Below are 24,799 nucleotides of genomic sequence, written 5' to 3'. Positions count from 1 at the left end.
TGATTAGTCAAAGTCCACATCATTTGGGAAATGAGCTAGATTAGATTCTTTGCCTAATTCTTCCTCAATTCTTAATAATTGATTGTATTTAGCTAGACGTTCACCACGTGCTGGAGCACCTGACTTCAATTGTTCAGCATGCATTGCCACTGTAAAGTCAGCCAAGAATGAATCTTCAGTTTCACCAGAACGATGTGACATCATTGTTGTATAGCCATTCTTTCTAGCAACACGGATAGCTTCCATTGTTTCAGTCACAGTACCAATTTGATTCAACTTAATCAAGAAACTATTAGCCATACCCTTCTTGATAGCTTTTCTGAAGAGTGCAGGATTTGTACATACATTATCATCAGTAACAATTTGAACACGTTTGCCATTCTTTTGTGTGAATTTAGCAAAGTTTTCCCAATCATTTTCACCAAAGGGATCTTCCATTGAAACAATTGCTGGATACTTATCTAGCAAACCTTCATAGTATGTACCCATTTCTTCGGCACTACGTTTCTTACCTTCAAACAAATATGAACCATCATCTTGGGCAAAGCTAGAAGCAGCAGCATCAAAGGCAATACCAATTTCTTCACCGGGAACGTAACCAGCATCTTTAATCGCACGATTTAATTCATCAATGGCAGCTTCACTTGACGGAAGATCAGGAGCAAATCCACCTTCATCACCTAGGCCTGTTTGATAGCCTTCTTTTTCAAGATTCTTCTTCAATTGATGATAAACGTTAACAATCTTTTCAAATCCATCACGGAAACTTGTACGTTTGATAGGTGTAATTAAGAACTCTTGCATATCAATTCCGTTATCAGCGTGTTCACCACCATTAATAACATTGTGGAATGTTTGTGGCAATTCTAGATCAACACCACCGAGATAACGGTAAACAGGAATTCCTTCTGCATTAGCTGCAGCACGAACTGTGGCAATTGAAACACCTAAAATAGCATTAGCACCTAACTTAGCTTTATTTGGAGTGCCATCAAGGTCAATCATCATTTGGTCGATATGAGCTTGATTGAAAGGATCAGCACCTTTTAATTTATCATTGATCAAAGTATTAACATTGTTAACGGCCTTTAAAACACCCTTGCCATCTAGTCTGTCACCACCATCACGTAATTCAACCGCTTCATTATCACCAGTTGATTTACCTGAAGGAACACTAGCACGACCCAAAATGCCATTTGAAAGAATAACATCTGCTTCAACTGTTGGGTTACCACGTGAGTCAAATACTTCCCTAGCCTTAACATTCTCAATTGTTACTTTTGTCATAATAAATACTCCCTTCTTAATCATAAAAAAAAGACGACTACTCCACATTAAAAGACCCTCAATAATTTTCCTCAATTATTATTGGTATTTTAAATAGAGTAGACGTCATCAATTACGATTAAGTAATATTTTTCGGCGAACGTCATCGCCTCTTCGAACAAATTCATAGTATAATACTTTTTTTATTTAAACAAGTATATTCATTCACTTTTATGAGTATTTATTTGCTTGTGAAATCTTTTGTTTAAACAAAAAATAATTATATTTATCATTCAATCCATACTGTCACTAACACTTGGCACAATAATATTTTTTGAATCGTGAGCATAGAAATTGTGAAATTCACAAAAACTTGCTATACTTCATTTGTACCATAAAGAAAGCGCTAACATAGAAAGGAGGACCACATATAGCAACTTTGTTTACAACTAGAATAAGTAGTTTTCAAAGTCCTATCTCGTGCCTCCCATGTAGAAAATCTAATTCTATGCTTAAATACTTATTCTAGTAGTTGGTTTGTGAAGTAGGAGCTCACTCAATTCTTCGATTTGCCTAAAATTTAACTCCCAGACCAAATTTGATCTCCTGTTAGTTGAATACCCCATCATTCAATGACATATTAATTTTGCTCCTACTAAAAATCGACTTATATAAAAAACAGTCAGGTTCCCCGCCTGGCTGTTTTTTATATCTTGATCATTGGTACTTTTTCATATTGGAAAATTTTACCCTCGATAGTCATCTCATCACGCCCATTATTCTTTGATTGATAGAGATATTCATCGACTCTTTTAAATATTTCGTCAAAGGACTCATCAGTTTTACGAAGCATCGTTACGCCAAAGCATAGCGTTACATCTAATTGAGTTCCTTGAATAAATAGCGGCATTTCTATTAAGGTTTGGTTAATACGATTGACAATTTCTTGAGCTCTTTTCGTATCAACATTCTTCAATAAAATCACAAACTCTTCGCCACCATAACGGAATAATTGTCCCTGACTGCCATCGACATGTAGTTCACGTTCAACCGTATGTGAAACATGACGTAAAACCTCATCACCAATTTCATGTCCATAATGATCATTAAATTCTTTAAAGCGGTCAATATCAAACATCATCACTGTTAAGGGTACTGAACTTTGACTATATTTTTCAAAGAATTCTTTAGAAACCTTATTCAAATTTGCCCGATTACGGACCCCAGTTAAAGCATCGTAATTAACTTTATTCTCCAAATCGTTATACGCATGCATGTAAGTACTCATTTTTAATTCAATTATCCGTACGACAAACATATAAAACTCGAATAAAATCAACATTCCAATAATATCAACTAATGGAAATCTATAATCAATCCAAATAAAGATCCACCAACAGATTCCAAACAACATTTGTGATGATAAATATCGGTAATTAGAAATTGCTAAAACTTCTTTATGACTATATAAATAATCAATCACAATTATTAAAATAAGATAAGAAACAATAAACAACCATGCATATGGTCCTTGAATTCTCGAAATATCTGACGATGGATGATACAAAAATGGCAAAAAAACATTCAATAAAATAATTAAGCGATTATTGAAAATAAACAGGCCATAGAATAAAATCGTTAATTCAGCGTTGGCTAGCAATCCTCCCAACTCAACTTGCGAACCACCTGTCAAACTTTTGAAAACAATGGTAACCAACAACAACATTAAAAGTAATAGCAGCATTTCAGCTATATTTATCCCCACCTTCTTAAAGAAGGACGATGCTGTGCTGACTTTTCGTTCCAATATAAAAGATATATAAGTAATAATAGTAACTAAACCGATTGTGACTATTCCCGTTACTAAGGCATTTGCACTAAAACAGATTCTTAAAATCTCCATTAAATTACCCAAAAGGAACCCCTCGCACATTCATTTATAACATTAAGTCTAGCATGAATGAACTGTCTATTAAATTAAAAGTATCACATTATACATATTCATATATATTTTTCAAAAAAAGGACAAAACTAAAAAAAGTTTTGTCCTTAATATTTTCTAATTGTTATCTTCTTTAGCAATTGCTTGTTGTGCTACCAAATTGAGATAATTAAATGGATTATCATAATTGGGTTGGAACAGCATATCGACAAAGGCTAAATCATCAATTGTATTCTCATTCTGAATACAGATTGACAAAGCATTTGCTGATTGAGCAACTTCATGCTTACTGAATAATTGTGCCCCTAAGACCTTTCGCGTATCTTTATCATAAATCAAATAAATTGTTAGCATTTCTGTCGTTGGCATATAATCTGGACGATAATTGTCGTGGTATGTAACGCAATCAGCATTCAATCCATTTGCCAGAGCCTTTTTCAAAGTCAATCCGGTTTCGGCTAATGTATAACCAAATAATGCCATTGCTGTGGTAGCCTGTGTTCCCATATACTTGCGAACATTTCCAAAAATATTCAAACCTGCCAAAGTACCTTGACGTACTGCACTAGAAGCCAGTGGAATGTATTTCATTTCACCAGTTGGATTGAACTTAACTGCACAAGAATCACCGGCAGCAAAGATATCAGGATCTGAAGTTTGCATATAATCGTTAACCAAAATGGCTCCATAACCATCCATTTGTACTTGTCCACGCAATAAGTCAGTATTGGCAAAAAAGCCTGTACAAACAATTACTAAGTCGGCCTTATAACTATGACCAGCTTTAGTATTGATGGTTAATTGATCACCGTCTTCAATTTCAGCAACACGTTCACCTAATGCAACTTTAACATCATGCTCTTTAAGTTTTTCAATGATTGTTTGTGATAGGGGTTCGTCAACATAATTATTGAGAATTTGTTCTCTTGATTGAATTAAAGTTACCTCATGAACAGTGTTAGCATAACTTTCAGCTAATTCCACTCCGACATATCCTGCACCAACAATAGCGATACTAGGGTAGTTCAAAGCTGATTCATAAATCTTCTTAGCTTGATCGTAGCTTTTACACAACAAAACACGAGGATTATCCATACCACCAATTGGTGGCACACCAACCTCTGAACCAGTGGTCATGATCAACTTATCATAACTATCTTCAAAAATTTCTTGTGTATTAAGATCTTGAACAACAATCTTCTTATTTTTTGAGTCAATCTTAATAACATTATGTTTCATATGAACCTTAGCGCCATAACCTTCAAGCGTAGTTGGATCGGCATAAAACATGTCTTCTAGTCGATTGACGATTCTTCCTAAATACAATGCTATCCCACATGATAGGAACGCAATATTATCGTCACGTTCATATACGGTAACTTCCGTATCTGGATGTTTCTCTAATATTTTTTCCACTGCAGCTGTTCCAGCATGTGTACATCCGACAACGATTACTTTCAACAGTCGGTTCCTCCTCTAAAGTACCCAAATAAATAACTCTCTGCTTCTTAAGCTTATATAAACACTTAGTTACATTATATCAATCTATTTAATTTTTTATATATTATAAATGGACTTTTTAAATTTCAAATATCGATAATGCACGGCAGAGTATTTGTAATATAATAACAAGTGTATTGACTTTTTTAAAAGCGGTGGTAATCAATGAACAAAATTAAATCTTCTAATGATATAAATTCTGATATCTATCACGACAGTGTGGATATTCGTAAAAAAGTTTTCGTGGATGAACAAAACGTTCCCGCTGAAATTGAAATAGATAACGACGAAGACAAATGTACCTATTTTGTTCTTTACAGCAATCAGCAAGCTGCAGCCACCGCTAGATTCCAAACTACATCTGACAATGGAATCCATATTCAAAGAGTCGCTGTATTAAAACCATTTCGTCACCAACATTTAGGATCTGATCTTCTAAAATATATTTTCAATTATGCTAGAAAACATAATTTCAATTACATTGTTTTAGGAGCTCAGGATCATGCCCAAGCTTTCTATACACAGTTAGGATTCGAAGTTGTCGGCGAACAGTACCAAGAAGCCGGAATCCTTCATCATGACATGAAACTAAGCTTGTAGTATTATTTGTTCGGTACATTATTCACGTGATTAATCAAGAATCGATTAGGACTAACAAAGGAGTACATTATGTACAGATATTTTATTCAACCCCAGCTTGATAAGGTGAATAATTCATTGATCGGTTATGAATTATTAATGAAAGAAAAGAAGCCGGAAGGATGGCGTCCACCCGCAAACTTTTCCGACGTCCCTTCTCACCTTATGGCACAAGTTTTAGTTGCTACAACGAAATTATTATCCTTAAAGATTGGTTCCGTTTCAGTAAATATCAATCGTAATCAATTAATGGACGAAGAAGTTCGTGATGCTATTATTGAAGCACAAAGAATTCTGCGTCCACTAAGACTAGTAGTAGAACTAACCGAAGATACACCAAGCAAAAATTGGAGCAATGAAGAATACATTTCCTTGATTAAAGAATTCATTGATTATGGAATGGACTTCAGTCTTGATGACTGTGGAACCGGAACAAATCAAATAGATCAAATCAAAGATATGATACCTTTAGCAGCCGAAATTAAATTTGCCATTCAGAACTTTGGTGAAAAGTTACGCGACCCAGATATTGAAAGCAAAGTTATCTATTGGCGCGACATATGTAGAAAAGAAAATATTCGCTTTATTCTTGAAGGAATAGAAGACGAAAAAGATGATGCTCTAGCTGATAAGTTAGGAATAGATCTACGTCAGGGATATTATTATGGAAAACCTAGATTGTTGAAGTTAAAAGCAGACGACGACGAATTCTAGAGAGCGGAGCAGGCCTGGGAATTTCCGAGGATTTGCCTAAGTCATGGAATCGACCGTGTACCTTGCGGGCAATTTCATGACTGTAGCAAACCGGAAGAAATTGGCCTGCGCAGCTCGTTTCCACTATTCAGCATAGAACCATGGTTATAAAACAAAAAATAATGGTTATCAAACTCAGACGACCAAACCCAAAAAGGAGATACCAACAAAAGTCGGTATCTCCTCTTTATTATTTCAAAAGATTATTTTACTTTACGTTCCTTAGCCACAGCCATTTGAGCAACCAAGTTCAAATAATTAAATGGATTATCGTAATTAGGTTGGAACAACATATCCATGAAAGCTAAATCATCGATTGTGTTCTTGTTTTGAATACATACTGACAAAGTATCAGCTGATTGAGCAACTTCATGCTTACTGAATAACTGACCACCTAAAATCAAACGTGTATCCTTATCATAAACCAATCTAATTGTTAACATCTCCGTTGATGGCATGTAAGCAGGACGATAATTATCATGGTATTCAACTACATCTGCATTCAAACCATGTTCTAGAGCATGTCCTAATGTTAGACCTGTAGAAGCAATCGTGTAGCCAAACAATTCCATGGCTGAAGTTGCTTGAGTACCCATGTACTTTTGAATATTGCCAAATACATTAATACCGGCCAAAGCACCTTGCCTAATAGCATTAGTTGCTAAAGGCATATAAGCATGTTCATGTGTAGGGTTGAAGTAAACCGTACATGCATCTCCTGCAGCATAAATGTCAGGATTTGATGTTTGTGTATATTCATTAATAATAATGGCACCACGGCGATCCATATCTACTTGTCCACGTAGTAAACCAGTATTGGCAACAAAACCAGTGCAGACAATTACCAAATCAGCCTTGTGATCTTCTTTAGATGTTTCAATAACAACATTGTCATCATCATCACGATTGAATCCAGTAACATTTTCATTCAAATAAACATCGACATTATGTTCCTTTAACAAATCAACTACTTTTTCAGACATATCAGGATCAATATAGTGGTTCAAAACCTGATCTCTCGATTGAACTAAAGTAACTTTATGATTTGTATTAGCATAACTTTCAGCCAACTCTACTCCAATATAACCACCACCCACGATGGCAATATGCTTATAGTCTTTGGCCGTATCATGAATTGCTCTTGCTTGTGCATAACTCTTGCACATCAGAATTCTTGAATCGGAAATGCCCATAATAGGTGGCACTACTACGGTTGAGCCAGTGGTCATAATTAACTTATCATAAGTATCGTTAATTATTTCATGTGTCTCCATATTTTCACACATCAATGTTTTCTTTTCTGAATCAATTTTTAGAACATCATGCTTCATTTTTATTGTGGCACCAAGTTTTTCCAGATCCTTAGGACTAGCATAGAACATGTCCTCTAAACGTTTTACTTTACCACCTAAATATAATGCAATTCCACATGACAGAAATGAAATATTATCATCACGTTCATATACGGTAACTTCCGTATCTGGATGTTCTTGAAGAATTTGTTCTACCGCTGCTGTACCAGCATGTGTACACCCTACAACTACTACTTTCATCCGATCTTTCCCCTCTCAAAAATTGAGTAAATTTTACATTAAAAAGCGAACAATCAAGCATAACTTTAGAAATGTTTATTGCTTTACCCCCTATTATAAACTTATAAATTTATAAATAAATAAGTGTATACTGATACATAATATTCTTTAGGGGTAATTATTTACTAAATGTCTTATAATACTACATCACGGACTCATGAACACGCGTTTTGTGTATTTATTCAAATAAATTCTTACGGAGGTCATTTTGAATATCCTAAAAGAGATTATTAATAACTATTTTAATCTCACCTCAACTATTATCACCTTAGTTACAATCGGCTTAATTACTATTATTACAATTATTTCTTACGGATTAGAGCGCAGAATCACCGATAAATCACCTATCTATATTCGACTACCGATTCATCTTACCGAAGGTGCCATTTTAGCAGGTTCCATGATTATCTTGCAGCAAACCTTCCATGTGCTCAATAATAGTTCCGTTAATAATGGTTGGTTATATGCTAATGCACAACTAACCATCTTGCTTTATTCCATGTATCTCTTACGAAATAAAATTACCCTACTAATTAATCTGTTAATGCCCTTTGCCTATCATCAATCTAATAACTTACAACGATTAACTAATGTTAAATTGCCTTACTTCATCGTTTCCTATATCTTTTTAGTTGCTATTGTTATTTATATCTACTGGCAAACTGATCGTTTACAGGACAGTACCATTAAGTACTTAGCTCTACAAATCCTTTACGGAATTGCCTGGTGGATTCTCCTCTGGGTCGACCACAGTTTTTCATTTTCGAATATTTTTTATATGTTGATCGTTTTTGTCATTTATATGGCAATTATTAGGTTCTGCGAACATAAGATGCAACTAACGCTGGCTGGATACGATACCCTAAAAAAAGCTGTTAATTATGATGAACTGACTGGTATCAGAAACCGCTCTAATTTAGATAAAAGCTCTAAAGAAATCTATGATAAGTATTCTCATGAGAATAGAGTCCCTTTGACCATGGCAATGTTTGATATCGACCATTTCAAACTATTTAATGATAAATACGGACATGCAACTGGTGATGAAGTTTTACGACATGTAGCTCACACTATGGAGCGTGAATTATATCTTCGTAAGACCCACGGAGAAATTTTTCGTTTCGGTGGTGAAGAATTTATCATTATTTTCCGTGATAAAACGGCTGAAGAATGTAGTCCAATTATAGTTGATCTTAGAAATGCTCTATACAGTGCACCCCTTTTTTTAAATGGTAAAAAATTAAATGTCAGTGTCTCATTTGGAGTCTCTGAATTGAAATCATCCGATACTGGTTTTACTGATCTCTTTAACCGAGTTGACAATTACCTCTATAAATCAAAAAATGCTGGTCGCAATAAAATGACTGTCGAAGACGTGATTTACGATTTTGACGAAAATAAATAAGAACGGTCTCCATTAAGAGATTCAAGTAAAGGATATATCTTGAATACTTAACAGAGGCCGTTCTTTTGATTAAAAATTTCTTTTGGAATTATGCGGAGCTAAAAATCTTAAAGCACAGATTTTGACGAAAAACGACATACTTCAACTACATTAGTTGGTTATTTAGTTACAACCCCACTTGAGTAAGAACCCAATTTGAATTGAAGCTTATTTATTTTTGGACAAAAAAATAGTGAGAAATTAATCTCACCGTCGGGAAGGAATCAGTTGTTTTTAAATCTGGTAGTCCCTATATGTCATAGTAAACCATGTTCAGTCTGACCGCAATAGTATAAATCGATAATCTTAACTCTTTTTTTAATAACTCACATTATTTTTAAAATTTTCTTTTATGACATCTAAAATGAATAATGATGTTTCAACGAAGGAACAACTATCTTATCCGAAATTCCAATAATAATACCTTGACAGAACATCGCTAGAATAGTTCCAATTCCCACTGATAAGATATGTCCCGTTAATATGAAGCAAATTATCATGATAATCACTGGTGGTGTGTAACTGACCAACTGTCCCCATCCAGCTGAACCATGTAAATATTTAAATCTCAAAAGATAGGCCATTTCATCATTGGGATGTTGAATTAAATTGCATCTTTGATAGATCGAAGTTCCCATTGAAACAAAAATCAAACCTAGTAGATCAACTAAAAAGCGTGAATAAATTGGAAGATAATTTAAATTGAACGGATTCAAAATATTGCTAAAAAAGCCAACTAAATAGCTAAATGGCAATGAGAATAATAAGTTAGAAATAAAGATATGACTATCAAATTTTCCTAACAACAGTTGATTCACGATAGTTACAATAACAGCATAGATAAATAATGTTGTCCCATAACTGGTGTGTAGTAATGTTGAAATATTGACCGCCGAAGCTGTCCATACTGCACTTCCCATATTACTGTCAATCATTAAAGCATTAGCAAAAGCATCCAATACGATTGCAAAAATCAAGAATCCTAAACGCTTCCTAAAACTGTTATCTTCCACTTTCATATCCCCCAAAATAAAAATAGACAATGCCAATCTTGTAATTGGTATTGTCTATTTGTTTACAGCCTAATTACTAAGAATTAGTTTAAAGTAGACTGAAAACGTTGTCAATGAGACTTTATTTATTCTTTGGGTGATTCATTTCATCCATACTTAATAGATGATATTTGTGCTCATGGTTAGGATCATAAGCTTCAATCTGTGCCATCATCCCTGTATCTTCATGTTCTAGGATATGACAGTGATACATGTAAACACCAAACTTAGTGAACTGAACAGCAATTCTAACTGTTTCACCAGCATTGACACCTACAGTATCTTTCCAACCATGTTCATTAGGATATGGTTCTTTACCATTACGACTAATAACAAGAAATTGACAACCATGCATATGGAATGGATGAATCATTCCACCATCCATATCATTAGTATTTACAACATCCCAAAGGACGGTATCACCAATCTTTTGACGACGGTCAATTCTCTGCATATCAAAGAGTTTACCATCAAGTCTAACTTGATCGTCCATTCCTGACATAACTGTACGAGTAACAGGTAGTCCAGGTGTTACTTCTGGTGCATCAATTGTTGTTAGATGTTCTGGAAGTTTTGTATCATCTGGAGCATATTGACCAATCTTGAATTTCATAATTGGCATATCATCACTCATTAATGTAACCACATCACCTGGCTTCTTGTCGCCAAAGTCTAAAATAACTTCAGCACGTTCAGCACAAGTCAACATCAACTTAGTTAATTTAACTGGTTCTGGCAAAGTACCACCATCTGAAGCAATTTGAGTAAACTCATGATTATCATCAAAGTGAAGACGCCATTCACGACGATCAGAACCATTCAAAATTCTTAAACGAACTCGTTGTGTTGTTACATCAAAGACACCGTTGATCGTACCATTAACTAAAGCATACTTACCTAAAGTACCATCAATATCGTAGTCTTTCTTGTAATCCAATTGATTGTCATGATAACTTCTATCTTGCAAAATAACCGGAATATCATCGACACCATAATTACGTGGGAAAGGTAATTTAGCTTCCTCATCGTCAGTTACCACAACAGCTGCAGCTAAACCATTCCAGACTTGGCGAGCTGTATTTGGACATGGATGTGGATGAATCCAATCAGTCTGTGCAGGTTGATCCAAAGTGAAGTCAATATCACGACTACCACCTGGATAAACTGGAGCATGTGGACCACCATCAACAATAGGTCCCGTAACGTTTAATCCGTGCCAATGGAAAGTAGTAACTTCTGGCAATTCATTAACAAGATGTACATGATAATGAACTCCCTTTTTTAAAACAATTGTTTGACCTAACAATGAAGCATTGTAGCCCCATGTTTTAGTCTTAGCACCAGGCAAAATTTGAGTTTCACCCTCTTGCGCTGTAATTGTGTAATAAACATCATTTCCGTCTACCTTGTCTGGCTTCAAAGCAGCAGGAATATTCAACGGATGATCAGGCATATCCACTTTTTCTAGTGGTATATAACCTCCATCGTGCAAATCAAATACTGGTTCATCAAAGAAATAATTATTGTAAACTTTTGTTTCTGACATTCATAATCGCCACCCTATTTAGTTTTTGATTGAAACGTACAAACACAATTTACTAAAGCCTCAACAAACATACCGATACCCATCATGTACATGGCTATCATGTTTTTATCAGCAAAGATAAAATACAATAAAATTGCATAAAAAATTAGCATGATCAATGAGAAAGCCTTAGAATCACTTGCCATATTTATCACCACCAAAAGTTATTACAACTTCATTCTAATACAGTTACCCTTTTATGAAAATGAAATTTTGGCTAACCTAAAAAATTAATATTTATATACAACTAACTCACCATTAATATAATTAGCCATATAAACTTCTGCTACATCCAGATGGCGTTTCTTCAATTCTTCTTCAACCCAAGCTTCATCCTTGCCTGATGTTGATAACTCATCCATATCAATTTTGCCATCCAAAATCAAAGGATATTTGAAACTATCCTCATCTTTCAAAATAATCGTTAACTGACCATTACGTTCAAAAACGGCACGTTTAACATTTCTAACATCCAAGACACCAGCCTGACGCAATTTAAATGATAAATCATTGGCTGACAAACCGTTTTTCAAAGCCAAGTTAACATCAATATGCCCATTTTTAACAATTATTTGTGGTGTACCCTCAATAACTTTCTTGAAGAAATTATTGTGGTTAGTCAAAAACTTAGCGATAAAGACCACCAATGTCCAAATCAACAAAACCAAAGCAAACTGCATAATTGTGATACTGGAATTGTAAATCATACCACCGACAATTCCACCAAGGACATAATTTTGAAGTTGATCAATAGCACTAGTTGGAGCAATATTTCCACGTCCAAACAGATTGATCTGCAAGACCATGAATAAGAATCCTATAATAAATTTTAAAGTTAAATCACCGTATTGTAATACCATTATGTCACCTATTTCTTAATCAATTGTATTTTTTGTGAGCTAATTATATTGGCTTTGGAAAGTGTATAACTGCTCAAATTATTATCAAAACTGACACGATAAATATCCTTACCTGCTTTGATCAACATTCCTTCTGTCAAACTGGAGCTATTAGAATATAACTTGTTCTTCGAAACTTTTTTATCCTTAGCAACTGATTGCATTAGGCTCAAGGTCTGATTAGTTTTATTGTTAATGTCCAACTGCTGTTCATAATTATTGTAATTAATACCAATAAATAAAAAGATTCCCAATCCAAAGATAATCAACAAATCACGATATTTATTGTCAGATCGATTTTTAAAATACAAGTAACTAGTTATAAAAATAGCTGTTGCTAGTACTAAGACTCCTATAATGAATAAGATATTCGGTTCATTATTATGTTCCACCAAATATTGATATGAATAAAAACTCATTTATATCCCCTCAACTATTTTTTTATTTACGATTAGTATAGCAAAAAGCTGACGCCATGGATTTATCAAACAATCCCTTAATAAAAATTATTTTCTTGCGCAAGCAATTGATTTGTTCCATAATACATAAAAGTTAATATCTAACGTTAGGGGTGATAAATATGAATCATACTTCGAACCTATGTACTTGGTTGAACATGAAACATTTTGAAAATGACGTCCAAGTGGAATTAGAAAAAGTACTAACTAAATACGATTTGTCACCTGTTGAATTCAGTTTTTTACACTACCTTTATGATCAATACGATTCCAAAGCTAGTTTGTTGGAAATTAAGGATTCACTTAAATTAAGTGCTGCAGCTGTTTCAAGAATGGCCGTACGTTTAGAAAATAAAGATTGCAAACCGATTATTCGTTATCACAGCGACGACAATCAAAAAGAGGTTTGCCTAAAGATTACCAAATCTGGTATTGAACATTTTAAAGAAGCCTCTGAAGTGGTTAATAAATCACTAAATGAGTCTTTCTCAAGCCAAGATTTTCAAGCTCTAAGAGAAGCAATCCTAACTACGGAGACCAATTAAAGAATCCTCGTGATTCTTTTTTCTTTGCTCAAAAAAGGAGAAAAAATATGCACAATTACAAATTTCAAACTACAATTCTCGTGCTATTGTCGTTCGTTCTTGGCAACAATGAATTTTTAGTCATGGGTGTTCTTTCTAATATTTCTAAAACCTACCATGTATCCATCGCCAATGTCGGCCTACTGATTACTGCCTACGGATTGATTTACGCCATCAGTACTCCGATCATTACCTCATTATTAGGAAACTTTAATCGCTATTACACTTTAATTGGTCTGACCATAATTTTTATTCTAGGTAATACTCTGAGTGGATTTGCTAGCAATTATACTGTTCTAATCATTTCTCGCGTTATCGCGGCCTCAGTTGCTGGAGCAATTATTTCTCTATCAATGACCTTCTCAAATGTTATCGCTCCTCGTTCTAAACAAGGGACAGTTGTATCTTGGATTTTCTCAGGATTCAGTATTGCTTCAGTCTTTGGAGTTCCCTTTAGTACCGCTATCAGTACTGTTTTTGACTGGCGTATGACTTTCTTCATCATTTCATTAGTTAGCGTTATAACGTTAATTTTATTGATGATTTCCTTACCGAAAGAATTTGAACAAATCAACAGTCCTTTGAAAAGCCAATTCAAATTGATCAAGGATCCCCGCATTTACGTTGGATTTTTCTTACCCTTCTTTGCCATTGCAGCCATTTACGTTATTTATACTTATCTTCAACCGCTCTACGGTACACTTGGGTTCTCCAAAGCCAGTTTGAGTATTTTCCTAGCCGTCTTCGGATTCGCTTCATTAGTAAGTAATCAGTTATCTGGTCGAATTGCTGAACATGGCGGTCTCAAGTTCATGCCGAAAGTTTATGCAGTTGAATTCTTTATTCTTCTGGCCGTACCATTCCTGATTCACAACAAATACTTTGGTTTAATTAACCTACTTATCGTCGGTGTCGTCATGTATTTGATCAATGCTCCAATCCAAATCCATTTCTTAAATATTGCCGAAGAATCATATCCTCAAGCAGTTGCTTTAGCATCCTCATTAAATCCCATTGCTTCTAATCTGGGAATCTCCCTAGGTTCGGCCGTTGGATCTTTAATTGTTGGTAACTTTGGGCTCTATCAAGTCGGATTCGGTGGTGCCATTTTTGCTCTAGGTGCCCTATTAATTAATTTAAAATTGAATCAAATTATTTCTCGAACATAAAAAAAGACGTAGATATTATTCTGCGTCTTTTTTTGATTGCCATGGAAACTGCAAACTAATATTTTTATTAAATCCTTCTTGTGCCAATAATTTCTTAAAACGTTCACCTTGACGCTCGTGGTAGCCGCTACAAACATATTCAGCCTCTTCATTATCAGGAGCAATTCTTGGTAAAAAGATATCCTTATCCGTTACGACAAAAGTAGAAAAACAAGTCAATCCCAAGAAACGTCTCCCCGTTTTCAAATGTTCACCGATAACCTTTGTAAATACTTCAATTGAAGTTCTACCTACCCCGGAAACATAAGATTCCGTACACATTGAATCCTGCAATTCAAACGGCAAAATAAAGTTAACTTGATCAATCGATGCTGTGACCGTTTCAATTCGAGCCAGTCGTGAAGCTGCAATCGAAGAGTTATCATCAATAATCATTAAAGTCTTACCACCGAATACAGTCCCATGTTCATTTAAATCAGACGAAAACACACGATGATTGCTAATAGATAAAGTATCACTACATTTAATCTCTTTCATAATTTAACCTCGTTATAATAATAAAAAACTCACATCTAATTTGCTAGACATGAGTAATTCATTTATTTTTTCTAAAGAAATCTAAAAGTTCTGTTTTCTTTTCAGAAGATAGTTTTGTATAAGGAACACCTTGTATCGCACCTTCCAAAGAGTACAACATTTGAATACAATAAAATCTATCCGGAGCCTTCAAGGATTTTAATTTTAAATAAGCTTTTTGACTGCCTAATTCCTTCAAAGTAGCCACATCAGTTACATTAATCTTAGAAAGTTGCTCATTCAAGACCTTACCAATATTGGGCAAATCTGTTAACTTTTCGATATCAAATTCATCTCCAACATCTTTCACATATTCAAAACAATGATCCCTCCCGGAATCGAACCGGGGACCTACTGCTTAGGAGGCAGTTGCTCTATCCAACTGGGCCAAGGGACCAAGAACTAATTAGCTAACAAAAACAGCTATAAGAAAATTATATCTCACATACACAATTATTCAATACTGGAAAATGACAAATAGAAATGTTTATCCATTCAAAAAACGGTCCCTATTAAGTATTCAAAATATATCCTTTACTTGAATACTCAATAGAGACCGTTCTTATTATTAATTTAACTCAAAGACCAAAACAACATCTATTTTGGATATTTATCCTGAATAGATGCTGCTCATTTTATTTTAAAAATTAGAAATAAAATAATAGATAGGACCACTTACTAGTCCGGAGCAAGAGATGAAAATGCGGTCAGCTGTGAAATCATTGTTAGTGGCTCTGCCACTTACAATGAGGCTGATCTTGAAGATCCAAAATTGCACACAACGTGCGCAATTTTTAGCTCCAAGTCACGCCCACAGCGTTCCACCAGCATTTTCATCTTTTGCGGAGGACAACATATTTAACCAAACTTACAAAAGAAGCCTATTTATTATTATGACGTTTACCCTTATTCTTTTGATCACGTAAACGTTTCTTAGCCTTAGGCTTATCCTTATGACTAACCACAGTTTTTTTACGAGCAACAGGCTTATTAGAAAGTGTTCCATCGCTCTTAAGATAGGCCTTATTTATTTCAACGTTAGTAAATTCACGCATGTTCTTCAAATCATGACTATTACCAAAAGTAAGAACAATACCGCTCTTACCCATTCTACCGGTTCTACCGGAACGGTGAACATATTCACTCTCATCCCGAGGAACCATGTAGTTAACGATAGTCGTGATATTATCAATATCCATTCCACGAGCGGCCACATCAGTTGTTAACAACAAATTAACCTTTTTAGTGGAAAAGAGTTGAATCGCTGACTTACGTTGTTGCGATGACATTTTACTGTCCAAAGATACAAAGTTAGTCTTATTATGGTTCAAATCGCTGATAGCTTTATGCAACGAACGAGAATTATTGAAAAAGACAATTCCCAAAAACTTCTTGTTATGAGCTAACTCACGAACCAACGCATTTTTGATAAATTCACTATTGGCATCAATGAAGTAATGTTTAATACCTGCTGTATAGCTTGTATCATTACGTTGATCGATAATGTCGAAATCTTGTCCGAACCATTTGTGCATATCTTTGAAGATATCATTACCAGTAGCTGAGAAGAAAGTCATTTGGACATCAGCTGGCATCTGAGCAATTGTCTGACGAACTGTTTCCAGTTTTGATTCATTCAACATCTCATCGGCTTCATCCACAATAACAGTATTCAACTTGCCTAATTTCACCTTACGGGCCTGAGTTAATTCATTCAAGCGTCCTAATGTTGCAACGATGATTTCTGGCTTTTCTTTCAACTTCTTCAATTGACGTTGAGGATTAGCACCACCAGTGACTGCCTGTACTTTACAGTCCACTAATTTAGCTAAAGGTTGAATAACATCTCTAACTTGCATTGCCAATTCTTGGGAAGGTTCTAAGATCAACACCTGCAAACCATCCTTTGGTACTAAGGTTTCCAACATTGGCATCACAAAGCCTAAAGTTTTTCCGGAACCAGTTGGTGCCATAGCAACGAAATCTTTACCTTCTTTAAAAGGTAGATAGACTGCCTCTTGAATCTTTGTTAATGCACTAAATTGATTTTGTTTAAAATAATCTTGGTATAATTTTGGTATTTCCACTTTACTTATCCTCATCTGCTCCAAAAACAAGTCCTGCACTTGTTCGGGCTTGTTCTAGAATTCTATTTACAATTCTAGCGTACTTCAAGAGATTTTCATAAGTTTCTTGATCATTTTCATTCATAATTCGTGCAAATTCTTTTGCTTCGGAGTCCATTGGGTTCTCACTCTTAACAGTTGGAATCGTTGTTATATTCTTATTATCATCGGCTAATTGGACATGAGTTATGTCACCACCACTGTCCATTAATAAAGTTTTTCTATCAAAGTAAATTTCTGAGTCGGTATATGAATTTTTCGTCTTGCCTATCAAGATATTAACGTCAAATTCAGGATACTTTAATGTTAGACTTCCACTACCATCGATACCTGATGAAAGTATTTCAGCAACATAATTAACTGATTCGGGTTGTCCGAACAATACAACGGCATCATAAACAGTATAAACACCCAAGTCATACAAAGCTCCACCTGAAAATTTAGGGTTGAAGATATTAGGCAAATTACCGGCCTTGAAGTCATCATAACGGCTCGAATACTTCATATAAGAAAGTGTAGCCCCGCTCAATTCAGCACGATTATCCTCAACGTAATTCTGAATTTTCTTAAAAATTGGCTCGTGAATATGACGGGCAGCTTCAAATAAGAAGAGTCCCTTCTCATGTGCCAAGTCATCTAAGATTGTAAACTCTCTAACAGTTGAAGTACTAGGCTTTTCTACAATGACATTCTTACCATGTTCCAAAGCCAACTTAGCTTGTTGGAAATGTAATCCATTCGGGGAAGCAATATAAACTGTCTCGAAATCATCACTACTAAAGAATTTTTCCAAGTCAGTACTAATGGCGATATTTTTCTTTTGAAGATCTTCAATAAACTTATTTGCTTTAGCTTCAGTCCTGGAATAGACATGTGTTAACGAAAAAGCTTTAGTTTCATCTGTTGCATTAACAAATTGTTCTGTAATCCAGTTTGTCCCAATTATTCCTAAATTTATCATAAAATCACCTCGCCTTAATTTTACTTATATGTAAGCGCAATTACTACTAAAAAAGTACCTGAATTCTATCAATATGGTATATAATTGCAATTTAAACCATTTGAGGGGGTAGTTTTGTTTTATGAACGAGGAAACAGATAACTTCAGTCTGAAAAGAGACCTTGGTTTCTTTCCAGCACTATCAACGGTAATGGGGCTCGTTATCGGTGGTGGAGTATTCTTTAAAATCTCCAGTGTTACTGCAGCCACTGGGAGTGCTAGTTTAACCATTTTCGTTTGGTTACTTGCTGGTTTTATTACTATCAATGCTGGATTGACAGTTGCTGAATTAGCTTCAGCCATCCCGGTTGCTGGTGGTATCTACAAATACATCGAATATATCTATGGAAAGGTTCCGGCCTTTCTACTTGCTTGGGCACAATCGGTCATCTATTACCCAGCAGGAATTTCAGCTTTATCGATCATCTTTGCTACACAAGTCATGAATCTATGCAACATCTCTTCAGTTTGGCAAATACCTATTGCCATTTCATTAGCTATCTTCCTTTATGTAGTTAATCTACTAGGTGCTAAAGTTGGTGGTGGAATTCAAACAATTGCCTTAATTGCTAAATTAATTCCAATCGCTTTAATCATTGTTGTAGGTATTTTCACACCTTCAAGCAATTCCGTTTCACTTTTTCCAATTACTTCTGGTAGTCATGCTAACTTTTGGTCTTCGCTGGGTGGCGGACTGTTAGCAACCATGTTTGCCTTTGACGGTTGGATGAATGTCGGTAGTCTAGCTGGTGAAATGAAACGTCCTGAAAAAGATTTGGCTAAATCAATTATTGTTGGACTATTCGCTATTACATTGATTTACGTTCTAATCAGTTTTGTTTTCATCAAGGAATTACCATTCCACTTAATTCCAGGAAATCAGAACGCTGCTTCTGAAGCAGCTATTCGTATCTTTGGTGAAATCGGTGGAAAAATTGTTACTATCGGTATTCTTATTTCCGTTTTCGGATCAGTTAACGGTTATACAATGACCGGTGCACGTGTTCCTTATGTTTTGGGAAGTGATGATGAAATTGTTTTCTCAAAATTCTTTGGTAAATTAACTAAGAATACACGTGTCCCTGCTAATGCCGGTTTAGTACAAACAGCCATCGCTATTATCATGATTTTCATGGGTAGTTTCGATTACTTAACCGATATGTTAGTTTTCGTTATGTGGATTTTTTCTATGATGATGTTCATCGGAGTCTTCATTTTAAGAAAGAAAGAACCTGAACTAACACGTCCATATAAAATTAATTTTTATCCAATTCCACCAATTATTGCCTTAGCGGGTGGAGCTTACATCATTATTTCTACTTTGTTCCGTCAACCAGGTTTGGCTGCAATGGGAATTGGAATTACTCTATTAGGTTTGCCAGTTTACTATATTCATTATTTCCATAAAAAGAGGTCGCTATGATGGCGGCTTTTTTTATTTGCGTTATACTTTTCCTGATATATATAACGAGTCAATGCAGGTGTTTTTTATGAGAATTCAATTCAATAATAAACTCGAAGAAAAATTAATTTTAGGAACCCTCAAACTTCAAAAGTTCTTTATCTATCGTGTGATTCAACGCACATTGCTCTTAATCTTTCCCTTTGCTTTATTCGGGAGTTTTGTCAAAATAATTCAAACCGTCGTTATTGGTAAGGAAGGCTTTTTAACTGATGTCTTTCCCGACTTGAGTAACGACTTTATTTATCGACAAATTGATAACATTGCCACCGGCTTATACAACTTGTCCTTAGGTTGGATCTCAGTAATTGCCATCTTTGGAGCGGCCAAATATACCGCCAAGCATTTCAATCGTGATGACCAATTAGCCGGTATCACAGGTGTGAGCTCCTTATTAATCATCGATTATACTTATTCCAAAGTCCAAACCTTCTCATTTCATCCCCAAATATTAGGCATGCGTGGATTACTTTTGGCAATCATTTTAGGCATATCTATTGGATGGATTTTTAAAAAAACCAGTCGTCCCGTACCCGATTATGTAAAACTGGGCGGCGCACCAAGTGTTATTGAGCGTTCCTTTATTTCTGCTAAACCAATCATTGTCTCACTATTAATTGCAATGCTCTTTAGTACCTTAATTAATGTCACCTACTATGCTGAGGCTCCTGGCAATTACATTAATGCCTTAGCTTCCGAGTACACCTCAAAGAGCCCTCTAGGTCAACTATTCAAAACCTTCATTTTCTCTATTTATACTTTAGTCATGTCATTCTTCGGCTGGTCTGGAACTTATTCATCTGCTGGTACTGAAAAAATGGATACACTTTCAACTGTTAATCTAAATTACGCTTTAAATAAACATACAGCATGGAATACTCCTAATCCCTTTACCAGTTCAGCTCTGTATCATGCCTTTGCTACTTTCGGCGGAACCGGTGCCGTTTTAGGCTTAATCATCGCCATTTTAATAGTTGCTAAGGATGAAGATTTTCAAACTGTAGCACGTTGGGCCATTATTCCTAGTCTCTTCAATATTGGCAGTGGCTTGATGACCGGTATACCAATTCTTTTTAATATCATTTTTTTGATTCCATTCATCTTGGCACCCGTTGCTAATATGACCATGGCCGCCTTAGCAATTCAATTGCGTTTAATGCCGCCTAGCGTCTACCCTGTGCCAATTGGAACCCCAGGACCACTAATTGCCTTCATTGGGACAAACGGTAGCTGGCAGGCTCTAATATTCTCTATTTTAACTATCGTCATTTCCGTCTACATCTATATTCCATTTGTCAAAATGGCTATTAAGGTTAAAGAACTTGATAACCTTAGTCTTGAAGAAGGTGTTAACTAATGCATACACGTACTTTAAGAAAAAATAAAAACTTTAAATATCTAGTCGCCATGTTACTGTTCTTCATTATTTTAGGAATTCCATCCTATATTTGGACTCGAAAGAACGTTACAACCTTAGCTGGTCGCTATAATTCACCAATGACACCAATCATCATGATTCCTGGTAGTAGTGCTTCAGCTAATCGTTTCGATGATTTGGTCAAAACGGTTAACAACAAATATGGAGAGCACCATAGTCTTTTAAAATTAACAGTGCATACTGATGATTCAATTACCTACAGTGGCAAGATTAGAGCTAATGATACCCAACCATTCTTCGTCGTTGGTTTTCAAAACAATGCAGATGGTTACTCTAACATTAAGAAACAAGCTCGTTGGTTCAATATCGCCTTCAATGCCATTAAGAAACGCTATCGTTTCAACAGTTTCAATGCTTTAGGTCATTCCAATGGTGGCTTGATTTGGACGATGTTTTTAGAGAACGACTTCAATGACTCTAATTTAAATATCAATCAATTATTAACCGTTGGAACACCCTACAACTTTGAAGAAAAGAATACTTCCAATCACACGCAAATGCTCAATGACCTAATTAAGAAACGGGACAAAATACCTAATAATATGACTTATTATTCCATCGCCGGAACTCAGTTATATTCTGATGATGGCATTGTGCCACTAGGCAGTGTTGACGCCGGTAAATATATCTATGAAGGCAAGGCAAAACACTACACGTTGATCACCCTAACCGGTAACAAAGCACAGCATTCTGATATGATTGCCAGCAACCAATTTATCACTATCTTCCATCAATACATAATTGGTAATGGTGTCAACAATCCTAATTCACCTGACAGTAAACAAAGTGCTATTGCCTCGCAATAAACCTTGTATTAGCCCGTTTTTTTAAATACAATGAGTTTATGGTATATATAGACTGGCAACTTGAATGGATTGCAAATTTCTTCATGCTGTTTGCAATTCTACAATTAAAACATTATTTTATTAGAAAATTTTCACTCAGATTTTTTCTTGCCGATATAGCCTTGGCTTTGGTCTTTGGTTACATCGGTTTATTTTTTGATGAACTTTTTGTACTCTTTTTTATTGGTGCAATTTTGATTTTCAATTGGTGTGTCAAAAGATATCGAGCCAACATGCAAAATTCAATTGCTCTGATCATGGCAGCTAATATTGAACTGGTCCTATTTAGCTTGGGAACCTACTCCGCTAGAATTCTCTTCTTTATTGCCTATAATCAATGGCGCTTAACACTTTTGGAAACCTATCAAGAATACTTTATTCCAATTTCTTTAGTTATCAACTTGCTCTATTTGCTCATTGTTGTTTTGGTTTTCGAGCACTTCCGTTATCAAACTATCAAATTATGGCTTCAGATTGAAAAGTATCATTTGGGAAAACGTGTTTTAGTTCTGTCATTGGGAATTTTTATTTCATTCATGGTTATTATGATAATTAGTGATCTTCAATCCGTGACAGCCACTATTCAAGCCAGTTTAATTCTGATTTTCTCGATCCTTTTGATTTTTGCTTACTATCAATTGACTGTTTTCGTTCATGCGATTGCGATTCAAAATGAAGCTCGTGAAAAGTTAACTTACAACAAACAACTGAATGAGTATCTAACCAGTGTGCAACAACAATACACTGAACTTCGGAAATTTAAACACGATTTTCAAAATATCATGTTAGCTATCAAACCGATTGTTGATCAAAGTAATTCTCAAGAATTAAAGGATTATTATCGTGATATTACTAAAGAAAAAAATGAAATGTCCTTGGTTAGCCGGGGTAATATTTCTCAAGCCCAGGCTATCGATAACGACTTAATTCGTGGCCTTATTATTCAGAAATTCTTTATCGCTAAAAGTCGCCAAATCGACTTTCATTTGGAATTGAGTCAGAAGCATTACCAATTTGAAAATGAAGTTCTGATTATTGTCCGTATTCTAGGTATTCTGATCGACAATGCGTTCGAATATGTTGAAGAAATTGCCGACAAAGAGGTTACCTGCGCCATTACTCAAACCGAAAATACCACTGAGATTACAATCGATAATCGCCTAAATGAAAATATTAACCTGAAAGATATTTTCCAAAGTGGTTATTCGACCAAAAAGAATCACTCAGGATTTGGTTTAGCCAATGTCAGAAAATTAATTAATGAATCTGACAACCTTTATTTAGAAACCAAAACTGTCCACGATCATCTTATGATGACACTAATTATTGTTGGAGGTGACTGAATGTACCCCATTTACTTACTAGAAGACAACGAACTACAACGAAATAAATATGCTGAATTTATTCACAATGGTATTTTAATTAACGATGCTAATATGACTTTAGAGATAGCTGCCGGAACTGTTGATGATTTTTTCAAACAATACGATTCCAAGAAACAGGCGCTTTACTTCCTAGATATGGAAATATTGGATGATAAAATTGCCGGTTTAAAAATTGCTGAAAGAGTCCGTCAAAACTCTCCACTCTCACAAATAGTTTTTATAACAACTCATGATGAATTATCTTTGACAACATTAGAACGAAAGATTGCCCCAATGGATTACATTTTAAAGGATAATGGTTTAGAGAATATTAAACAGAGTATCACTGATGATATTGAGAAAACACAACAAGAATTACGAGAATATAATCATTTATCAAAAAACGTGCTGGATTATAAAATTGGTAGTCGCTACTTCTCTATTTTAATGGATGATGTCATTATGCTTTACACTAATAAGGATGCACCCGGAAGAATTTTTATCGTTACTAAATATCAACTAGCCGAGTTCAATGGCTCATTAAATACGTTCGAAGAGGACTATCCTAACCTCTTTCGTTGCAACCGTGGATTCCTAGTTAACGTCGACAACGCCATCAATTACGATAGTAAAACCAGAGTATTATCCTTTATCGATGGCTCAACTTGTGAAGTCTCATTTAGAAAAAATAAGGAACTAATCAAATTAATATCTAAAAACGACTAAAGCCTCCCGTTTAGAGTATTTTACTAACTCTAAACGAGAGGCTTTTTTAATTTTGAAATGAATGTTATCTGCCAACTAAAGTATCCAAACTAACACCATAAACGTCAGCGAACCGCATCATCATATAGATATCGGGAGTCCTAGTATTATGTTCATATTTGGATATGGTCGTAATATCGACATGTAGCATTTTTGATACTTCACGTTCTGATAAATTACGTTGCTTACGACATTCTCTTAAATTGTCACCTAAAAAAATATTACTGCGATCCAATATAAATTCTTTCATAATGTTCCCTCGATTCTTAATCATGAAAACATTATATTTCAGAAATAATAAGTAAAACATAAAATACTTATGAACGTATCATTTTTACCG

The 24,799-nt window shown here is 35.0% G+C and carries 24 protein-coding genes, 1 tRNA gene and 1 riboswitch; of the genes, 10 read left to right on the top strand and 15 right to left on the bottom strand.

What is annotated here, in order from left to right; genetic code table 11:
* Positions 1-3: 3 nt before the first annotated feature.
* From eno to ATN92_RS05990, 3 genes are all read right to left on the bottom strand, one after another.
* A complete protein-coding gene (gene eno / locus ATN92_RS06000; RefSeq protein WP_056954048.1) occupies positions 4-1,287 on the bottom strand; it encodes a phosphopyruvate hydratase in 1,284 nt (427 codons plus the stop codon).
* Positions 1,288-1,379: 92 nt separating this feature from the next.
* Positions 1,380-1,446: riboswitch (Fluoride riboswitch) on the bottom strand.
* A gap of 526 nt (positions 1,447-1,972) precedes the next feature.
* A complete protein-coding gene (locus ATN92_RS05995; protein WP_158106628.1) occupies positions 1,973-3,181 on the bottom strand; it encodes a GGDEF domain-containing protein in 1,209 nt (402 codons plus the stop codon).
* A 144-nt stretch (positions 3,182-3,325) separates the two neighbouring features.
* The gene (locus ATN92_RS05990; protein WP_056953703.1) at positions 3,326-4,669 is read right to left on the bottom strand and encodes an FAD-dependent oxidoreductase; all 1,344 of its coding nucleotides are present in this window, start codon (positions 4,667-4,669) and stop codon (positions 3,326-3,328) included.
* A gap of 204 nt (positions 4,670-4,873) precedes the next feature.
* Here ATN92_RS05990 and ATN92_RS05985 point away from each other — a divergent pair, with 204 nt between their 5' ends.
* Both ATN92_RS05985 and ATN92_RS05980 read left to right on the top strand, forming a co-directional pair.
* A complete protein-coding gene (locus tag ATN92_RS05985; protein WP_056953701.1) occupies positions 4,874-5,308 on the top strand; it encodes a GNAT family N-acetyltransferase in 435 nt (144 codons plus the stop codon).
* A 69-nt stretch (positions 5,309-5,377) separates the two neighbouring features.
* The gene (locus ATN92_RS05980) at positions 5,378-6,061 is read left to right on the top strand and encodes an EAL domain-containing protein (protein ID WP_056953700.1); all 684 of its coding nucleotides are present in this window, start codon (positions 5,378-5,380) and stop codon (positions 6,059-6,061) included.
* A gap of 242 nt (positions 6,062-6,303) precedes the next feature.
* Here the strand turns inward: ATN92_RS05980 and ATN92_RS05975 are convergent, their stop codons facing one another.
* Positions 6,304-7,653, bottom strand: coding sequence for an FAD-dependent oxidoreductase (locus ATN92_RS05975; protein WP_056953697.1), 1,350 nt, complete (start codon positions 7,651-7,653; stop codon positions 6,304-6,306).
* 247 nt (positions 7,654-7,900) lie between these two features.
* Here ATN92_RS05975 and ATN92_RS05970 point away from each other — a divergent pair, with 247 nt between their 5' ends.
* On the top strand, positions 7,901-9,097 hold the full coding sequence (locus ATN92_RS05970; RefSeq protein WP_056953695.1) for a GGDEF domain-containing protein: 1,197 nt from the start codon (positions 7,901-7,903) through the stop codon (positions 9,095-9,097).
* Positions 9,098-9,495: 398 nt separating this feature from the next.
* Here ATN92_RS05970 and ATN92_RS05965 read toward each other — a convergent pair whose 3' ends face one another.
* The 5 genes from ATN92_RS05965 to ATN92_RS05950 all read right to left on the bottom strand — a co-directional run bounded on the left by ATN92_RS05965 (position 9,496) and on the right by ATN92_RS05950 (position 13,091).
* Positions 9,496-10,155: a YczE/YyaS/YitT family protein gene (locus ATN92_RS05965; RefSeq protein ID WP_056953694.1), complete on the bottom strand. Its 660-nt coding sequence runs from the start codon at positions 10,153-10,155 to the stop codon at positions 9,496-9,498.
* A 115-nt stretch (positions 10,156-10,270) separates the two neighbouring features.
* Positions 10,271-11,734 (bottom strand): multicopper oxidase family protein, encoded by a 1,464-nt coding sequence (locus ATN92_RS05960; protein ID WP_056953692.1) that lies wholly within the window; start codon positions 11,732-11,734, stop codon positions 10,271-10,273.
* A 14-nt stretch (positions 11,735-11,748) separates the two neighbouring features.
* Complete coding sequence (locus tag ATN92_RS18605; protein ID WP_087721270.1) at positions 11,749-11,919, bottom strand: nitroreductase family protein; 171 nt, start codon at positions 11,917-11,919, stop codon at positions 11,749-11,751.
* A gap of 84 nt (positions 11,920-12,003) precedes the next feature.
* Positions 12,004-12,633, bottom strand: coding sequence for a DUF421 domain-containing protein (locus tag ATN92_RS05955; RefSeq protein ID WP_056953690.1), 630 nt, complete (start codon positions 12,631-12,633; stop codon positions 12,004-12,006).
* A gap of 8 nt (positions 12,634-12,641) precedes the next feature.
* Complete coding sequence (locus tag ATN92_RS05950; protein WP_056953688.1) at positions 12,642-13,091, bottom strand: DUF3290 domain-containing protein; 450 nt, start codon at positions 13,089-13,091, stop codon at positions 12,642-12,644.
* 161 nt (positions 13,092-13,252) lie between these two features.
* Here ATN92_RS05950 and ATN92_RS05945 point away from each other — a divergent pair, with 161 nt between their 5' ends.
* Both ATN92_RS05945 and ATN92_RS05940 read left to right on the top strand, forming a co-directional pair.
* Positions 13,253-13,675, top strand: a complete 423-nt coding sequence (locus tag ATN92_RS05945) for a helix-turn-helix domain-containing protein (RefSeq protein WP_056953686.1) — start codon at positions 13,253-13,255, stop codon at positions 13,673-13,675.
* Between the two features lie 47 nt (positions 13,676-13,722).
* Complete coding sequence (locus ATN92_RS05940) at positions 13,723-14,883, top strand: MFS transporter (RefSeq protein WP_056953684.1); 1,161 nt, start codon at positions 13,723-13,725, stop codon at positions 14,881-14,883.
* 15 nt (positions 14,884-14,898) lie between these two features.
* Here ATN92_RS05940 and ATN92_RS05935 read toward each other — a convergent pair whose 3' ends face one another.
* The 5 genes from ATN92_RS05935 to ATN92_RS05915 all read right to left on the bottom strand — a co-directional run bounded on the left by ATN92_RS05935 (position 14,899) and on the right by ATN92_RS05915 (position 18,546).
* A complete protein-coding gene (locus tag ATN92_RS05935) occupies positions 14,899-15,420 on the bottom strand; it encodes an acyl-CoA thioesterase (RefSeq protein ID WP_056953682.1) in 522 nt (173 codons plus the stop codon).
* Positions 15,421-15,478: 58 nt separating this feature from the next.
* Positions 15,479-15,769 (bottom strand): TfoX/Sxy family protein, encoded by a 291-nt coding sequence (locus ATN92_RS05930; RefSeq protein WP_087721269.1) that lies wholly within the window; start codon positions 15,767-15,769, stop codon positions 15,479-15,481.
* A gap of 13 nt (positions 15,770-15,782) precedes the next feature.
* Positions 15,783-15,856, bottom strand: a tRNA-Arg gene (locus ATN92_RS05925).
* A gap of 484 nt (positions 15,857-16,340) precedes the next feature.
* Complete coding sequence (locus tag ATN92_RS05920; protein WP_056953680.1) at positions 16,341-17,546, bottom strand: DEAD/DEAH box helicase; 1,206 nt, start codon at positions 17,544-17,546, stop codon at positions 16,341-16,343.
* Between the two features lies 1 nt (position 17,547).
* Positions 17,548-18,546: a Gfo/Idh/MocA family protein gene (locus ATN92_RS05915; RefSeq protein WP_056953679.1), complete on the bottom strand. Its 999-nt coding sequence runs from the start codon at positions 18,544-18,546 to the stop codon at positions 17,548-17,550.
* Between the two features lie 121 nt (positions 18,547-18,667).
* On the opposite strand from ATN92_RS05915, the gene ATN92_RS05910 reads away from it, so the two are divergent.
* From ATN92_RS05910 to ATN92_RS05890, 5 genes are all read left to right on the top strand, one after another.
* The gene (locus ATN92_RS05910) at positions 18,668-20,008 is read left to right on the top strand and encodes an APC family permease (RefSeq protein ID WP_056953677.1); all 1,341 of its coding nucleotides are present in this window, start codon (positions 18,668-18,670) and stop codon (positions 20,006-20,008) included.
* A 67-nt stretch (positions 20,009-20,075) separates the two neighbouring features.
* Positions 20,076-21,404: a PTS transporter subunit EIIC gene (locus ATN92_RS05905; protein ID WP_056953674.1), complete on the top strand. Its 1,329-nt coding sequence runs from the start codon at positions 20,076-20,078 to the stop codon at positions 21,402-21,404.
* The gene (locus ATN92_RS05900) at positions 21,404-22,291 is read left to right on the top strand and encodes an alpha/beta hydrolase (protein ID WP_056953672.1); all 888 of its coding nucleotides are present in this window, start codon (positions 21,404-21,406) and stop codon (positions 22,289-22,291) included. The genes ATN92_RS05905 and ATN92_RS05900 overlap by 1 nt, the downstream gene beginning before the upstream one ends.
* A 38-nt stretch (positions 22,292-22,329) precedes the next feature.
* Positions 22,330-23,673 (top strand): sensor histidine kinase, encoded by a 1,344-nt coding sequence (locus ATN92_RS05895; protein WP_056953670.1) that lies wholly within the window; start codon positions 22,330-22,332, stop codon positions 23,671-23,673.
* Entirely contained in the window at positions 23,674-24,420 is a 747-nt protein-coding gene (locus ATN92_RS05890; RefSeq protein ID WP_056953667.1) for a response regulator transcription factor, read from the top strand.
* A 64-nt stretch (positions 24,421-24,484) separates the two neighbouring features.
* Here the strand turns inward: ATN92_RS05890 and ATN92_RS05885 are convergent, their stop codons facing one another.
* Complete coding sequence (locus tag ATN92_RS05885; protein ID WP_056953666.1) at positions 24,485-24,709, bottom strand: helix-turn-helix domain-containing protein; 225 nt, start codon at positions 24,707-24,709, stop codon at positions 24,485-24,487.
* Positions 24,710-24,799 lie beyond the last annotated feature (90 nt).

It is taken from the genome of Companilactobacillus bobalius, assembly GCF_009764355.1.
This window is presented reverse-complemented; position numbering and strand designations above follow the sequence as displayed.